Annotated in this window: 12 protein-coding genes; 4 read left to right on the top strand and 8 right to left on the bottom strand. The window is 65.8% G+C overall.

What is annotated here, in order from left to right:
* Positions 1–22: 22 nt before the first annotated feature.
* Positions 23–685, bottom strand: coding sequence for a GMP/IMP nucleotidase (yrfG, locus tag ACQ4N9_RS21340; RefSeq protein WP_390966330.1), 663 nt, complete (start codon positions 683–685; stop codon positions 23–25).
* Positions 686–749: 64 nt separating this feature from the next.
* Between yrfG and nudE the strand changes: the two genes are divergently transcribed.
* Positions 750–1,316 carry an ADP compounds hydrolase NudE gene (gene nudE / locus ACQ4N9_RS21335; RefSeq protein WP_390966328.1) on the top strand — a complete coding sequence of 189 codons (567 nt, stop codon included), beginning with the start codon at positions 750–752 and terminating at the stop codon, positions 1,314–1,316.
* The gene (gene cysQ / locus ACQ4N9_RS21330; RefSeq protein WP_390966326.1) at positions 1,313–2,146 is read left to right on the top strand and encodes a 3'(2'),5'-bisphosphate nucleotidase CysQ; all 834 of its coding nucleotides are present in this window, start codon (positions 1,313–1,315) and stop codon (positions 2,144–2,146) included. The genes nudE and cysQ overlap by 4 nt, the downstream gene beginning before the upstream one ends.
* A gap of 113 nt (positions 2,147–2,259) precedes the next feature.
* On the opposite strand, the gene ACQ4N9_RS21325 is transcribed toward cysQ, so the two are convergent.
* From ACQ4N9_RS21325 to rfbB, 7 genes are read right to left on the bottom strand one after another with little or no spacing between them, the layout of a single operon-like run.
* Positions 2,260–2,715, bottom strand: coding sequence for a YiiD C-terminal domain-containing protein (locus ACQ4N9_RS21325; protein ID WP_390966324.1), 456 nt, complete (start codon positions 2,713–2,715; stop codon positions 2,260–2,262).
* Positions 2,712–4,124 carry a sigma-54-dependent transcriptional regulator gene (locus ACQ4N9_RS21320; protein ID WP_390966322.1) on the bottom strand — a complete coding sequence of 471 codons (1,413 nt, stop codon included), beginning with the start codon at positions 4,122–4,124 and terminating at the stop codon, positions 2,712–2,714. The genes ACQ4N9_RS21325 and ACQ4N9_RS21320 overlap by 4 nt, the downstream gene beginning before the upstream one ends.
* Positions 4,121–5,935 (bottom strand): sensor histidine kinase, encoded by a 1,815-nt coding sequence (locus tag ACQ4N9_RS21315; RefSeq protein ID WP_125462229.1) that lies wholly within the window; start codon positions 5,933–5,935, stop codon positions 4,121–4,123. Before ACQ4N9_RS21315 ends, ACQ4N9_RS21320 begins: the two co-directional genes overlap by 4 nt.
* A gap of 38 nt (positions 5,936–5,973) precedes the next feature.
* Positions 5,974–6,834, bottom strand: a complete 861-nt coding sequence (gene rfbD, locus ACQ4N9_RS21310) for a dTDP-4-dehydrorhamnose reductase (RefSeq protein ID WP_390966320.1) — start codon at positions 6,832–6,834, stop codon at positions 5,974–5,976.
* Positions 6,831–7,391, bottom strand: coding sequence for a dTDP-4-dehydrorhamnose 3,5-epimerase (gene rfbC / locus ACQ4N9_RS21305; RefSeq protein WP_390966318.1), 561 nt, complete (start codon positions 7,389–7,391; stop codon positions 6,831–6,833). The genes rfbD and rfbC overlap by 4 nt, the downstream gene beginning before the upstream one ends.
* The gene (rfbA, locus tag ACQ4N9_RS21300) at positions 7,388–8,263 is read right to left on the bottom strand and encodes a glucose-1-phosphate thymidylyltransferase RfbA (RefSeq protein WP_390966316.1); all 876 of its coding nucleotides are present in this window, start codon (positions 8,261–8,263) and stop codon (positions 7,388–7,390) included. Before rfbA ends, rfbC begins: the two co-directional genes overlap by 4 nt.
* Positions 8,260–9,345, bottom strand: a complete 1,086-nt coding sequence (rfbB, locus tag ACQ4N9_RS21295) for a dTDP-glucose 4,6-dehydratase (RefSeq protein ID WP_390966314.1) — start codon at positions 9,343–9,345, stop codon at positions 8,260–8,262. The genes rfbA and rfbB overlap by 4 nt, the downstream gene beginning before the upstream one ends.
* Before the next feature lie 168 nt (positions 9,346–9,513).
* On the opposite strand from rfbB, the gene ACQ4N9_RS21290 reads away from it, so the two are divergent.
* On the top strand, positions 9,514–12,414 hold the full coding sequence (locus ACQ4N9_RS21290; RefSeq protein WP_390966312.1) for an aminotransferase: 2,901 nt from the start codon (positions 9,514–9,516) through the stop codon (positions 12,412–12,414).
* Positions 12,415–12,618: 204 nt separating this feature from the next.
* A complete protein-coding gene (gene aguA, locus ACQ4N9_RS21285; RefSeq protein WP_390966310.1) occupies positions 12,619–13,725 on the top strand; it encodes an agmatine deiminase in 1,107 nt (368 codons plus the stop codon).
* Positions 13,726–13,829 lie beyond the last annotated feature (104 nt).

Raw genomic sequence — 13,829 nt, 5'->3', positions numbered from 1 at the left:
CGATTTACCCGCGAAGAGGCCATCACAGGCCAACAAGTAACTCCCGGTAATCCTCGACCGCCGCGAACTCCTGGGTATCTCGCGGCTCGGCCCGACTATCCGGCTGGCGCACTGCCAGCAGGTGCCCTACCCCAAATCGCCGAGCACTGCGCAGAATCGTCAGGGTGTCATCGATGAACAGGCTGCGCGCCGGTTCAAAACCGATGTCTGCCTGCAACGCGTCCCAGAACTGCGGGCTCTCTTTCGGGTAGCCGTAGTCGTGCGAGCTGATCAACCGCTCGAAATACGGCGCCAGCTCCACCCGCTCCAGTTTCAGCGACAGTGAATCGCGGTGCGCATTGGTGATCATCACCACCCGCTTGCCGGCCTTGCGGATGGCGGCGAGGAAGGTGTCGGCATCCGGCTTCAAGGCGATCAGGTCGGCGATCTCCTGCTTCAGCTCGCGGATCGGCAGGCGCAGCTCGCGGCTCCAGAAGTCCAGGCAGTACCAGTTCAGCGTCCCGGCATGCTGTTCGAACAGCGGCTGCAGCTCCATTTCGGCCATCGCCCGGCTTACCCCGTGCAGCTCGGCGTAGCGCTGGGGCAGGTGCTGCAGCCAGAAGCGGTTGTCGTAGTGCAAGTCGAGCAGAGTGCCGTCCATGTCCAGCAGGACAGTATCGATGGCGGACCAGGGAAGAACGGGCATGGGAAACTCTCGATCAGGTGGCAAGCCACGGTATAGTAACCCGTTCACGCCAAGGAGCCGCCCCATGCGCCAGAAACCCACCGTCCTCAGCCGCGATATCGTCGCCAGCAGCCGCCTGTTCCGCGTCGAAGCCGTGCAGTTGCGCTTTTCCAACGGCACCGAACGCACCTATGAGCGACTGGTCGGCCGGGGCAATGGTTATGGCGCGGTGATGATCGTGGCCATGCTCGATGCCGAGCACGCAGTGCTGGTCGAGGAGTATTGCGGCGGCACCGATGAATACGAACTGTCCCTGCCCAAAGGCCTGATCGAGCCGGGTGAGGACGTGCTGGCCGCCGCTGACCGCGAGCTCAAGGAAGAGGCCGGTTTCGGCGCGCGCCAGCTGGAGCACCTGACCGAGCTGTCGTTGTCGCCCGGTTACATGAGCCAGAAGATCCAGGTGGTGCTGGCCACCGACCTGTACGAAGAGCGGCTGGAGGGTGATGAGCCGGAGCCGATGCGGGTCGACAAGGTCAACCTGCGCGAGCTGTCGGCGCTGGCCATGCACCCGCAGTTCAGCGAAGGCCGGGCCCTGGCGGCGTTGTACCTGGCGCGTGACCTGCTGATCCAGCGTGGGGTGCTGAGCGCATGAACGATGTTCAACTGATGCAGCAGGTGGTGAAGCTCGCCCAGTTGGCCGGCGAGGCCATCCTGCCGTTCTGGCGCGCAGGCGTGGCAGTCACCACCAAGGCCGACGACTCGCCGGTGACCGCTGCCGACCTGGCTGCGCACCGGATCATTGCCGATGGCCTGCAAGCGCTGGCGCCGCAGATCCCGGTCTTGTCCGAGGAAGACTGTGATATCCCGCTGCAAACCCGCGCCGCCTGGCAGCGCTGGTGGTTGGTCGACCCGCTGGACGGTACCAAGGAATTCATCGCTGGCAGTGAAGAGTTCACCGTCAACATTGCGCTGATCGAGCAGGGCGAGGTGGTGTTTGGTGTGGTGGCGATGCCGACCAATGGCCGTTGTTACTTCGGCGGTCGCGAGCTGGGGGCCTGGCGTGCCGAGCGCGATGCCGAGGCGCAGGCGATCCAGGTGCGCAATGCGCCGCCACAGGATGGCCGCTTCACCGTGGTCGCCAGCCGTCGGCATTCGAGCCCCGAGCAGGAAGCGCTGCTGGCTGGCCTGACCAGCGCCGTGGGTGAGCTGGAGCTGGCCAATATCGGCAGCTCGTTGAAGTTCTGCCTGCTCGCCGAAGGCGCTGCCGACTGCTATCCGCGGCTGGCACCGACTTCGCAGTGGGACACCGCTGCCGCGCAGGGCGTGCTGGAGGGGGCCGGTGGCGAGGTGATCGGGCTGGATGGTCAGGCGTTTCGTTACCCGCCACGGGAATCGTTACTCAACCCGTTTTTCCTGGCGTTGCCCAAGGCTGCCGATTGGCGGCAGGCGTTCGTCGAGCTCGCGGGTACGATCAAAGCTTGATCTGTCGGGGCTGCTAAGCAGCCCATCGCCGGCAAGCCGGCTCCCACAGGAGTCATTGTTGCCTTTGTGGGAGCCGGCTTGCCGGCGAAAGGGGCGCGAAGCGCCCCCCGCTTTCAGCGGTGCAGCACGTACTGGCCGCTGAACCTCACCGCAGGCTCGTCACTGCCCTCATTGCTCACCACCGTCTCCAGCGTCAACCGCGCCCGCCCGCGGCGCTGGTACATCGTCACAAAACGCTCCCAGGCTTTCTCGTCCGGCGCCGGGCAACGCGCCACGGCGGTACCGGTCACCGGCAGTGGATAACTGATCTGCCCTTCCTGGATGACGATGTGCCCGTCATCGATGCCCAGCTCACGCAAGCGCAGGTGCAGCCAGCCCCAACCCACCAACACCGCGCCGCAATACAGGCTGCCGCCGAACATGGTGCTCTTGTGGTTGACGTTGGGGGCCAGCGGCAGCTGCAGGCGCAGGCAGTGGTCCTGCCAGTCGATGACTGCCATGCCCATCTCGCGGGTCAGGGGAATGTCGCTGTGCAGTACGGCTTGCAGGTACTGGCTGTCGGTGCTCATTGACGGTTGTCCTCATGGTCGTCGTGCCCGCCGCTGGCGCCGTCGAAGCTCATGCCATGCTTGCGCAGCTTGTCGTGCAGGGTCTTGCGCGGGATGCCGAGGGCTTCGGCAAGGCTGCGCATGGAGTTGTGTGGCTGGGCCAGTTCGGCGGCGATCAGCGAGCGTTCGAACTGTTCGACCTGCTCGCTCAGATTGCCGCTCGGCACTGGCAGGTGAACGTCGTTATGAGTGGCTGGCGGCTGCCCGTCGAGGGCCAGTTCAAGGCCCAGGGCGAAGCGTTCGGCGGCGTTCTGCAGCTCGCGCACGTTACCCGGCCATTCGTGGCGCAGCAGCATGGCGCGCTGGGCGGGTTGCAGGCTGTGGGGCGCCAGGCCGTGGCGCTCGCTGGCGGCATCGGCGAAATGCTGGAACAGCACCAGGATGTCGTCGCCACGCTCGCGCAGTGCCGGGATGCGCAGCGGCGCGACGTTCAGGCGGTAATACAGGTCGGCACGGAAGCGGCCCTGGTCGGCGGCTTGGCGCAGGTCTTCCTTGGTCGCGGCGATGATGCGGATGTCCAGCGGGATCAGCTGGTTGCCGCCCAGGCGCTCGACCACCCGCTCCTGCAACAGGCGCAGCAGCTTGACCTGCACATCCAGGCTCATGCTCTCGATCTCGTCGAGGAACAGCGTGCCGCCGTTGGCGAATTCGAACTTGCCGATGCGGCGCTTCTGCGCGCCGGTGAACGCCCCTGGCTCGTGGCCGAACAGCTCGCTCTCGACCACCGATTCGGCCAGGGCGCCGGCGTTGATCGCCACGAACGGGCCGTCGCGGCGGCTCGACAGGTCGTGCAGGGCACGCGCCACCACCTCCTTGCCGGCGCCGGTCTCACCGAGGATGAGCACGTCGGCGCGGGTGCCGGCGAGGGCGCCGATCTGCTCGCGCAGGCGCAGCATGGCCGGCGACAGGCCGACCAGGCGCGTGGCCAGTTGCTGGCGGTCGCTCAGGGCCAGGCGCAGGCTGCGGTTGTCCAGCACCAGCCGGCGCAGGGCCAGGGCACGGCGCACGCTGTCGAGCAGGGCGTCAGTGGCAAAGGGTTTTTCAAGGAAGTCATAGGCCCCGGCACGCATCGCCTGCACCGCCAGCGGCACATCGCCGTGGCCGGTGATCAGCAGCACCGGCAGCTCGCTGTCACGGGCGTGCAGTTGCTCCAGCAGTTGCAGGCCATCGATGCCGGGCATGCGGATGTCGCTGACCACCACGCCCGGCCAGTCGGCCTCGATGCGCGCGGCCAGGCCCTGGGCATCGGCCAGCGCCACCACCTTGAGCCCGGCAAGGTCGAGGGTCTGGCTCAGCGCCTGGCGCAGGTGCGGGTCGTCATCGACCAGGATCACCTGGGCGTGGCTGTCGATCAGTGTCTCGGTGGTCATGCCGAGGTGTCCTCCGAAGATTGCAGGTTGGCGCCGGGCTTGGCCACGCGCAGTTGTAGGGTCAGCAGGGCGCCGCCTTCCGGGTGGTTGGCCAGCAGCAGTTCACCGCCCAGGGCGCGCATCAGGCTCTCGCAGATGGCCAGCCCCAGCCCCAGGCCCTGGGTGCGGGTCTTGGTGGTGAAGAACGGCTCCTTGGCGTGCTCCAGGGCCTGGCGGCTGAAGCCTGGGCCGTTGTCGCGAATGTACAGGTAGACGCAATCGTCCTGGCGCTCGGCACTTAGCCACAGCTTGCGGGGGTTGGCCTTTTCGGTGAGCGCGTCCAGGGCATTGGCCAGCAGGTTGCCCAGCACCTGGCGCAGGCGGGTTTCGCCGGCCTGCACCCACAGGGTGGCTTCCGGCAGGTCACGCACCAGCTCCACGGCCATGGCCCGGCGGCGCTTGGCCAGCAGTGCCAGGGCGTCGTCCAGCGCCGGCTGCAGGGCCACGCTTTCCGGGGCGTGACGGTCGCGGCGGGCAAAGGCGCGCAAGTGGGCGATGATCGAGGCCATGCGCCCGGTCAGTTCGCCGATCAGCTTGAGGTTGCCGCGCACGTCTTCGGAACGCTGGTGGTCGAGCAGGATCTCGGCGTTTTCGGCGTAGCTGCGGATCGCCGCCAGCGGCTGGTTGAGTTCGTGGCTGATGCTCGCCGACATGGTGCCGAGCACCGACAGCTTGCCGGCCTGGACCAGCTCGTCCTGGGCGCGCACCAGCTCCTGCTGGGCGTTCTCGCGCTCCAGCACGGCGCTTTTGAGCCGGGTGTTGAGGCCTTCGAGGTCGGCGGTGCGCTCCACCACGCGGTTTTCCAGCTCATGGCGGGCGCGGGCTTCGAAGTCGATGCGGTCGATGTAATGGCGGCGACGCTGCATCACCAGGCCAGCCAGCAGCATGGTCACCAGCAGCGCACCGGCGCCGATGGCCATGACCGTCTGCACCGAGCGGTCGACCAGGGTGCGCGGCGCGAGGATGCTGACCTGCCAGCCGGTTTCCTTGATGTCGCGGGTCTGCGTGAGCCAGGCGTCGTGGTTCAGGCTCAACGGCTGCGGCGCCTGGGTCGGGTACGGCTGGATGGCGATGATCGCCTGGCGCTCGGCCTCGGTCAGTTCACGGGTGGCGCGAAAGCGCCAGTCCGGGCGCGAGGTGAGCACCACCACGCCGTTCTGGTCGGTCAGCAGCAGCTGCTCGGGGGTGCGGCCCCAGAGGGTTTCGGTGTGGTCGAGGTCGACCTTGACCACCAGCACGCCGATCACCCGCTCACGGTCGTGCACGGCGGCGGCGAAGAAGTAGCCGCGCTTGGCCGATGTCGTGCCCTGGCCGAAGAAGCGCCCCAGGTGGCCGTCCATGGCTTCGATGAAGTACGGCCGGAACGAGAAGTTGCGGCCGACGAAGCTGTCCTGCTTGTCCCAGTTGGAGGCGGCCAGGGTGTTGCCGCTGACATCCATCAGGTACATCACTTCGGCACCGGTCTGCTGGGTGATGTGCTTGAGCAGGCGGTTGGCGTTGGTCACCGCTTCGAGCTTGAACGGGTCGGCCAGCACGCCGCGCAGGGCAGGCAGTTCGCCGAGGATCTGCGGCAGGGTCTCGTAGCGGTGCAGGGTGCCGAGCAGGTTGGCGACGTAGAGGTCGAGGGTCTGGCGGTTCTGCGAGGCCAGTTCTTCCTGGTAGTAGCGCTCGGCCAGGTGATGCAGGGGCCACAGCAGTGGGGTCAGGCACAGCGCCAATAGGGCAAGGCTGCGCCAGCGGGGGCGGCGAGGTGGCGTGGGTTTGGGAATCATCGGTAAAGGGCGCCAGAAGAGTCTGGCGCAATTATGCGCTAGTTGAGGCAGTCGATCAGTGCTTGATGCCAGTGTGGCTGCACGACTTGCCATTCGCGCGCCAGGCGCGAGCAGTCCAGGCGCGAGTTGAGCGGCCTTTGCGCGGGTGTGGGGTATTGGCTCGACGTGATCGGCAGCACCTCGGCGCAAGGCAGGCCCTGTGCCTTGAGTTGTTCAGCAATGGCCTGGGCAAAGCCAAACCATGACGTTTCGCCCTGCGCGGTCAGGTGATAGGTGCCCCATGCGCCGCCCTGGCCCTGTTGCCAGCGCTCGATCAGGGCGCGGGTGCTGGCGGCAAGGGTGCCGGCCCAGGTGGGGGCGCCGATCTGGTCATTCACCACCTTCAATTGCGGGCGCTCCTGCAGCAAGCGCTGCATGGTCAGCAGGAAGTTGCGCCCGTGCCGCGAGTAGACCCAGCTGGTGCGCAGGATCAGGTGCTCGCCGCCGACTGCCGCTATGGCCTGTTCGCCGGCCAGCTTGCTGCGGCCATAGACGCCCAGCGGGTTCGGTACATCGTCCTCGGCATAGGGCGCCGCCTTGCTGCCATCGAAGACATAGTCGGTGGAGTAGTGGATCAGCGGCGCACCCAGGCGTGCGGCCTCTTCGGCGAGCACCCGGGGGGCTTCGGCGTTGATGGCGAAGGCCAGTTGCGGCTCGCTTTCGGCCTGGTCCACTGCGGTGTAGGCCGCGGCGTTGATGACCAGGTCGGGCCTTAGCTCACGCAGCGGCGCGCGCAACTGCTCAGGGTGGGCAAGGTCGAGCTGCTCGCGGCCCAGCAGGTGCACCTCGCCCAGGCCGGCCAGCGCGCCTTGCAGTGCCTGGGCTACCTGGCCATTGCGACCGCAGACGAGCACTTTCATGGCAGCAGGCTCCCTGCCTTGCTCAGTTCGCTGAAGCCTTTGCCCAGCTTGTCCTTGTCGGAAAGCTTCGGCGCTACACCCTGCAACTGCCAGTCGATGTTCAGGTCGGGGTCATCCCAGCGGATGCAGTGCTCGGCACCGGGGTTGTAGTAATCGGTGGTCTTGTACAGGAACTCGGCCGACTCGCTCAGCACCACGAAGCCATGGGCAAAGCCGGGCGGGATCCACAACTGGCGACGGTTTTCGGCGGACAGGCGCACCGCCACCCACTGGCCACAGGTTTTGGAGCTGCGGCGCACGTCCACCGCCACGTCCAGCACTTCGCCGTGGACCACCCGCACCAGCTTGCCCTGGGTGTTCTGCACTTGGTAGTGCAGACCGCGCAGCACGTTGTGCGCTGAGCGCGAGTGGTTGTCCTGGACGAAGCCGCCCTTGAACCCGGTCAGTTCGGCGAACACCCGGGCGTTGAAGCTTTCGAAGAAAAAACCCCGATCGTCACCGAACACCTTGGGTTCGATGATAAGTACGTCGGGTATGCCGGTAGCAATGATGTTCATGCAGATTCTTTGGCCAGTTTTCCCAGGTATTGACCGTATCCGGTCTTTTTCAGTTTTTCGGCCTTGGCCAGCAACTCTTCGCGGCTGATCCAGCCTTGATTGAAGGCGATCTCTTCCAGGCAGGCCACTTTCAGCCCTTGGCGGTTCTCGATGGTCTGCACGTACTGCGAGGCGTCCAGCAGGCTCTCATGGGTGCCGGTATCGAGCCAGGCAAAGCCGCGGCCGAAACGCTCCACGCGCAGGTCGCCGCGTTTGAGGTAGGCGTTGGTGATGTCGGTGATTTCCAGCTCACCGCGCGCCGAAGGGCGTACATCCTTGGCGATGCGCACCACATCGTTGTCGTAAAAATACAGGCCGGTCACGGCATAGCTGGACTTGGGCTGCAGTGGTTTTTCTTCGATCGACAGGGCATTGCCCTGCTCATCGAACTCGACCACGCCGAAGCGCTCGGGGTCCTTGACCCAGTAGCCGAACACGGTGGCCCCCGACTCATGTTTCACGGCGCGTTGCAGCTGTTCGGTGAAACTCTGCCCGTGGAAGATGTTGTCGCCCAGGATCAGGCATACCGAGTCGTCGCCAATGAACGCTTCGCCGATCAGGAAGGCCTGGGCCAGCCCGTCCGGCGAGGGCTGTTCGGCGTAGCTGATGTTGAGGCCGAACTGGTGGCCGTCGCCGAACAGGTTCTTGTACTGCGGCAGGTCCTGGGGGGTGGAAATCAGCAGGATGTCGCGGATCCCGGCAAGCATCAGCACCGAGACCGGGTAGTAGATCATCGGTTTGTCGTAGATCGGCAGCAGCTGCTTGGAGACCCCGAGGGTGATGGGGTGCAGACGGGTGCCGGAGCCACCGGCCAGAACGATACCTTTGGTCATGCGATCAAGTCCTTGATGTTGGAGTTGCCCAGGCGCTCACCTTGATAGCTGCCGTCCTGTACGCGGCGGCACCATTCGAGGTTGTTCAGGTACCACTGCACGGTCTTGCGCAGACCGCTTGCGAAGGTTTCTTCGGGGATCCAGCCCAGCTCGCGTTCGATCTTGCTGGCGTCGATGGCATAGCGCAGGTCGTGGCCGGGGCGGTCCTGCACGTAGGTGATCAGGTCCTGGTAATGCGCTATGCCGACCGGGCGTTGTTCGGGGGCCAGCTCTTCAAGCAGCTTGCACAGCTCGAGCACCACGTCGATGTTCTTCTGCTCGTTATGCCCGCCGATGTTGTAGGTCTCGCCGACCTGGCCCTCGGTCACCACCTTGAGCAGCGCCCGGGCGTGGTCCTCGACGTACAGCCAGTCGCGCACCTGCTGGCCGTTGCCATACACCGGCAGCGGTTTGCCGGCCAGGGCGTTGAGGATCATCAGCGGGATCAGTTTTTCCGGGAAATGGTAGGGCCCGTAGTTGTTCGAGCAATTGGTCAGCAGTACCGGCAGCCCATAGGTGCGCTGCCAGGCGCGGACCAGGTGGTCGGACGCCGCCTTGCTGGCCGAATAGGGCGAGCTGGGCGCATAGGGCGTGGTTTCGGTGAACAGGTCGTCGACGCCATGCAGGTCGCCATACACCTCATCGGTGGAAATATGGTGGAAGCGGAAGGCTTCGCGCTGCGCCGCCGGCAGCCGGGACCACCAGGCGCGGGTGGCTTCGAGCAGGGCATAGGTGCCGACGATATTGGTCTGGATGAAGGCCGCCGGGCCATCGATGGAGCGGTCCACGTGGGACTCGGCCGCCAGGTGCATGATTGCCTGGGGCCCGAAGCGTTCCAGCACCTCGGCGACCGTTGCCTGGTCGGCGATGTCGGCCTGGACGAACTCGTAGCGGCTGTTGCTGGCGATGGGCTGCAGCGATTCCAGATTGCCCGCGTAGGTCAGCTTGTCGAGGTTGAGTACCTCATGCTCGGTGTTGCCGATCAGGTGGCGGATCAGCGCCGAGCCAATGAAGCCGGCACCGCCGGTGACGAGAATGCGCATGTGCAAATGCCTTTGCTGAGGGCTTTGGCGAAAAGCCTAGCTGGTTTGTTTGTGGCCGCTCGTCGTAAATCGTGCTGGCGCACGGTGTCCGTCGCCTGGTGCGAGCTGCCTCTTGAATATCGGCAACAGTAGTGGCGATATAAGCGGCAAAAAAACGAGGTCCCCCGCATGCCCCTGAGCACCCTGATCCAGCGTTCGAGCCAGCCCAGCCCTTCACTCGGTGAAGCCCAGGCCCATGCCCTGCTGCGTTCGCATTATGACCTGCGGGGCGAGTTGCAGGCACTGGGTAGCCAGCAGGATGTGAATTTTTGCGTCGACAGCGCCCAGGGGCGCTATGTGCTCAAGGCCTGCCACGGCAGCTATGCCGAAGTCGAATTGCAGGCCCAGCACGCCGCCCTGGCGTATTTGCGCGAGCGTGGCGTGCCGGTGCCGCAGGTGCAGCCGTCGCTTGCCGGTGAGGCGCTGCTGGCGCTGGAGGTGGATGGCCAACCCCTGCGGGTGCGGCTGCTCAGTTATATCGAAGGCCAGCCGCTGACCCGCCTCAAGCACCTGCCGGTGTCGGTGGTGGCTGAGCTGGGCAGGCTGTGCGCGCAGGTCGACCAGGCGCTGGCAGGTTTCGAGCACCCGGGCCTGGACCGCACCTTGCAGTGGGACCCGCGGCATGCCCAGGCACTGGTCGAGCACCTGCTGCCGGTAGTCACTGACCCGGCACGCCGCGAGCAGGTTGCCCAACTGGCCCGCCAGGCCGCAGACAGGCTGGCGCCGCTGGTCGGGCAACTGCCGACCCAGGCCGTGCACCTGGACATCACCGACGACAACGTGGTCTGGGCGCGTGACGGGCAACGGGAGTGGCAAGTGCAGGGGGTGATCGATTTCGGTGACCTGCTGCGCAGCTGGCGCATCGCCGACCTGTCGGTGACCTGTTCGGCGCTGTTGCATCACGCCGAAGGCGACCCGCTGCGCATCTTGCCGGCAGTGGCCGCCTACCAGGCCGCCAATCCGCTTGAAACGGCCGAATTGCAGGCGCTCTGGCCGCTGGTGCAGCTGCGTGCCGCCGTACTGGTGCTCAGCAGCGAGCAGCAGTTGGCGATCGACCCGCTCAATCAGTACACCCGCGACAACATCGCCCACGAGTGGGAGATCTTCGATACCGCCTGCGCGGTGCCCGCCGCGCTGATGGAAGTGGCCATCCTGCAGGCTGCCGGCCAGCGGCCTGCTAGCGCCGACTTCAGCGGTTGCCTGCCGTTGCTGCCAGCGCTTGCCGGGCAGGCGGTCAGCCGGGTCGACCTCGGTGTGCTCAGCGCGCACTGCGAGGCCGGCAACTGGGAACAGCCGGGCTTCGACCAGCGCCTGCTGGCCAGCCAGCCTGCGCCGGCCTGCAGCCTGCACGGCCAGTACCGACTGTCGCAAACCCACATCGACCGCGCCGAGGAGCCCGCCACCTGTGCCCTGGGTGTGGAGCTCAAGCTGATGCCAGGCAGCCTGCTGCAGGCACCTGCCGAGGGCGTATGGCAGCGTGCCGGCGACAACCGCGGCTGCCTGCGCAGCGCGCACTGGAACCTGTGGCTCAACGGCCTGGAAGAGGCCCCGGCCGACGGCCAACTGCTTGCCAGGGGCCAGGCGCTGGGCGCCACCTGTGGCTTCCTCAGTGTGCAGTTGTGCCTCGATGGCCAGGCCGTGCCGCCGTTCTTCGCCACGCCCAGTGCTGCCGCTGCCTGGCTGGCCCTGTGCCCTTCGCCTTCGGCGCTGCTGGGCTTTGATTGCGCTGCCGAGCCCCTGGCCGATGCGCAGGCGCTGCTGGCCCGCCGCGATGCCAGCTTCGCCCGCTCGCAGAAGCACTATTACGAGCAGCCGCCGCATATCGAACGCGGCTGGCGCAACTATCTGATCGACATGCAGGGCCGCTCGTACCTGGACATGCTCAACAACGTCGCGGTGCTCGGCCATGGCCACCCGCGCATGGTCGCCGAGTCAGCGCGCCAATGGTCGTTGCTCAATACCAACTCGCGCTTCCACTACGCCGCCATTGCCGAATTCTCCGAGCGCTTGCTGGAAGTGGCGCCGGAAGGCTTCGATCGGGTGTTCCTGGTCAACAGCGGGACCGAGGCCAACGACCTGGCGATCCGCCTGGCCTGGGCCTACAGCGGCGGGCGCGACCTGCTCAGCGTGCTGGAGGCCTACCACGGCTGGTCGGTGGCAACGGATGCGATCTCCACCTCCATCGCCGACAACCCCCAGGCCCTGGAAACCCGCCCGGACTGGGTGCACCCGGTTGAGGCACCGAACACCTTCCGTGGTCGCTTTCGGGGCGCCGACAGTGCCGCTGACTACTTGCGCGATGTCGACGCCAAGCTCGCCGACCTCGATGCCCGTGGCCGCCAGCTGGCGGGCATGATCTGCGAGCCGGTGTACGGCAACGCCGGCGGCATCTCGCTACCGGCTGGCTACCTGCGCGAGGCCTACGCCAAGGTGCGCCAGCGGGGCGGGGTGTGCATCGCCGATGAGGTGCAGGTGGGCTACGGGCGCCTGGGCGAGTACTTCTGGGGCTTCGAAGAGCAAGGCGTGGTGCCGGACATCATCACCATGGCCAAGGGCATGGGCAACGGCCAGCCGCTGGGGGCAGTGATCACCCGCCGCGAGATCGCCGAGGCGCTGGAGGCCGAGGGTTACTTCTTCTCGTCCGCAGGCGGCAGCCCGGTCAGCTGCCGTATCGGCATGGCGGTGCTGGACGTGATGCGCGACGAAGGGCTATGGGACAACGCCCGTGACGTGGGGCGGTATTTCAAGGCGCGGTTGCAGGCGCTTGTCGATAAGTATCCGCTGGCGGGTGCCGCCCATGGTTCGGGCTTCTACCTGGGGCTGGAGCTGGTGCGCGACCGGCAGACGCTGGAGCCGGCCACGCAGGAGACCATGCACCTGTGCAACCGCCTGCGCGAGCTGGGGATCTTCATGCAGCCGACCGGCGACTACCTGAACATCCTCAAGATCAAGCCGCCGATGTGCACCACGCGGGCGAGCGTGGACTACTTCGTCGACAGCGTGGAGCGGATCCTCAACGAAGGGCTCTGAGGCACTGCTTGCGAGCCTGGCAAATCGATTCTTATCGGTTTGCCAGGCTTTTTTATGCCTAAATATTTTGTCTTTATCTATTTAAAGTCGATATTTATCGGTTGTAATATCGACGCATTGCCACGCTGCCTATACTGGCGGGCCCGCACCTTTTTTGATCACCGACCTGGCGCCCCTGGCACCGGGCCTTCGCAGAGGTTACCCATGAAGACCCTCAACTCGACCCCCCGCGCCGACGGCTTCCACATGCCCGCCGAATGGGCCCCGCAAACCCAGGTGTGGATGGTCTGGCCGGAGCGCCCGGACAACTGGCGCCTGGGCGGCAAGCCGGCGCAGGCCGCGCACGTGACCCTGGCCAAGGCCATCGCCCGTTTCGAACCGGTTACCGTGGCGGTTTCCGCCGGCCAGTACGAGAACGCCCGGCGCCAGCTCGACGTGCCCAACGTCCGTGTGGTCGAGATCAGCAACGACGACGCCTGGGTGCGTGACACCGGCCCGACCTTCGTGATCAACGACCAGGGTGAAGTGCGTGGCGTGGACTGGGGCTTCAACGCCTGGGGTGGCTTCGATGGCGGCTTGTACGCACCGTGGAACCGCGACGAGGAACTGGCGGCCAAGGTGATGGAAATGGAGCGCGTGCAGCGTTACCACACCGAAGGCTTCGTGCTTGAAGGCGGCTCGATCCATGTCGATGGCGAAGGCACCCTGATCACCACCGAAGAGTGCCTGCTCAACCGTAACCGCAACCCTCACCTGAACCGCGAGCAGATCGAAGACATCCTGCGCGAGCACCTGGCGGTGGAAACCATCGTCTGGCTGCCGGACGGCCTGTACAACGACGAAACCGACGGTCACGTCGACAATTTCTGCTGTTACGTCAGCCCGGGCGAAGTGTTACTGGCCTGGACCGATGATTCCAACGACCCCAACTACGCACGCTGCCATGCGGCCTACGATGTGCTGAAAAACAGCCGCGACGCCAAGGGCCGCGAGTTTGTAGTGCACAAGATGCCGATCCCTGGCCCGCTGTTCGCCACCGAAGCCGAATGCGCCGGTGTCGACCAGGTGGTCGGCAGCCAGGAGCGTGACCCGTCGGTGCGCCTGGCCGGTTCCTACGTGAACTTCCTGATCGTCAACGGCGGCATCATCGCGCCGAGCTTCGACGACCCCGCCGATGCGCAGGCCAGAGCGATCCTCGCCAAGGTCTTCCCGGATCACGAAGTGGTGATGATCCCCGGCCGCGAGCTTCTGCTCGGCGGCGGCAACATCCACTGCCTGACCCAGCAGCAGCCGGCGCCGTTCAAGCGCTGATTCACGCCACCAACAAAAAGCCCGTCCGATGACGGGCTTTTTTGTTGGTGGCGACGTTCGGTGGCGGCGAATGGCACAGCTCTTGTATTAGTTTTTCATTGTGT

This window comes from Pseudomonas sp. ES1 (genome assembly GCF_050586605.1).
Classification (GTDB): Bacteria; Pseudomonadota; Gammaproteobacteria; order Pseudomonadales; family Pseudomonadaceae; genus Aquipseudomonas; species Aquipseudomonas sichuanensis.
The sequence above is the reverse complement of the archived record's forward strand: the minus strand, read 5'-3'. Positions and strand labels throughout refer to the sequence as shown.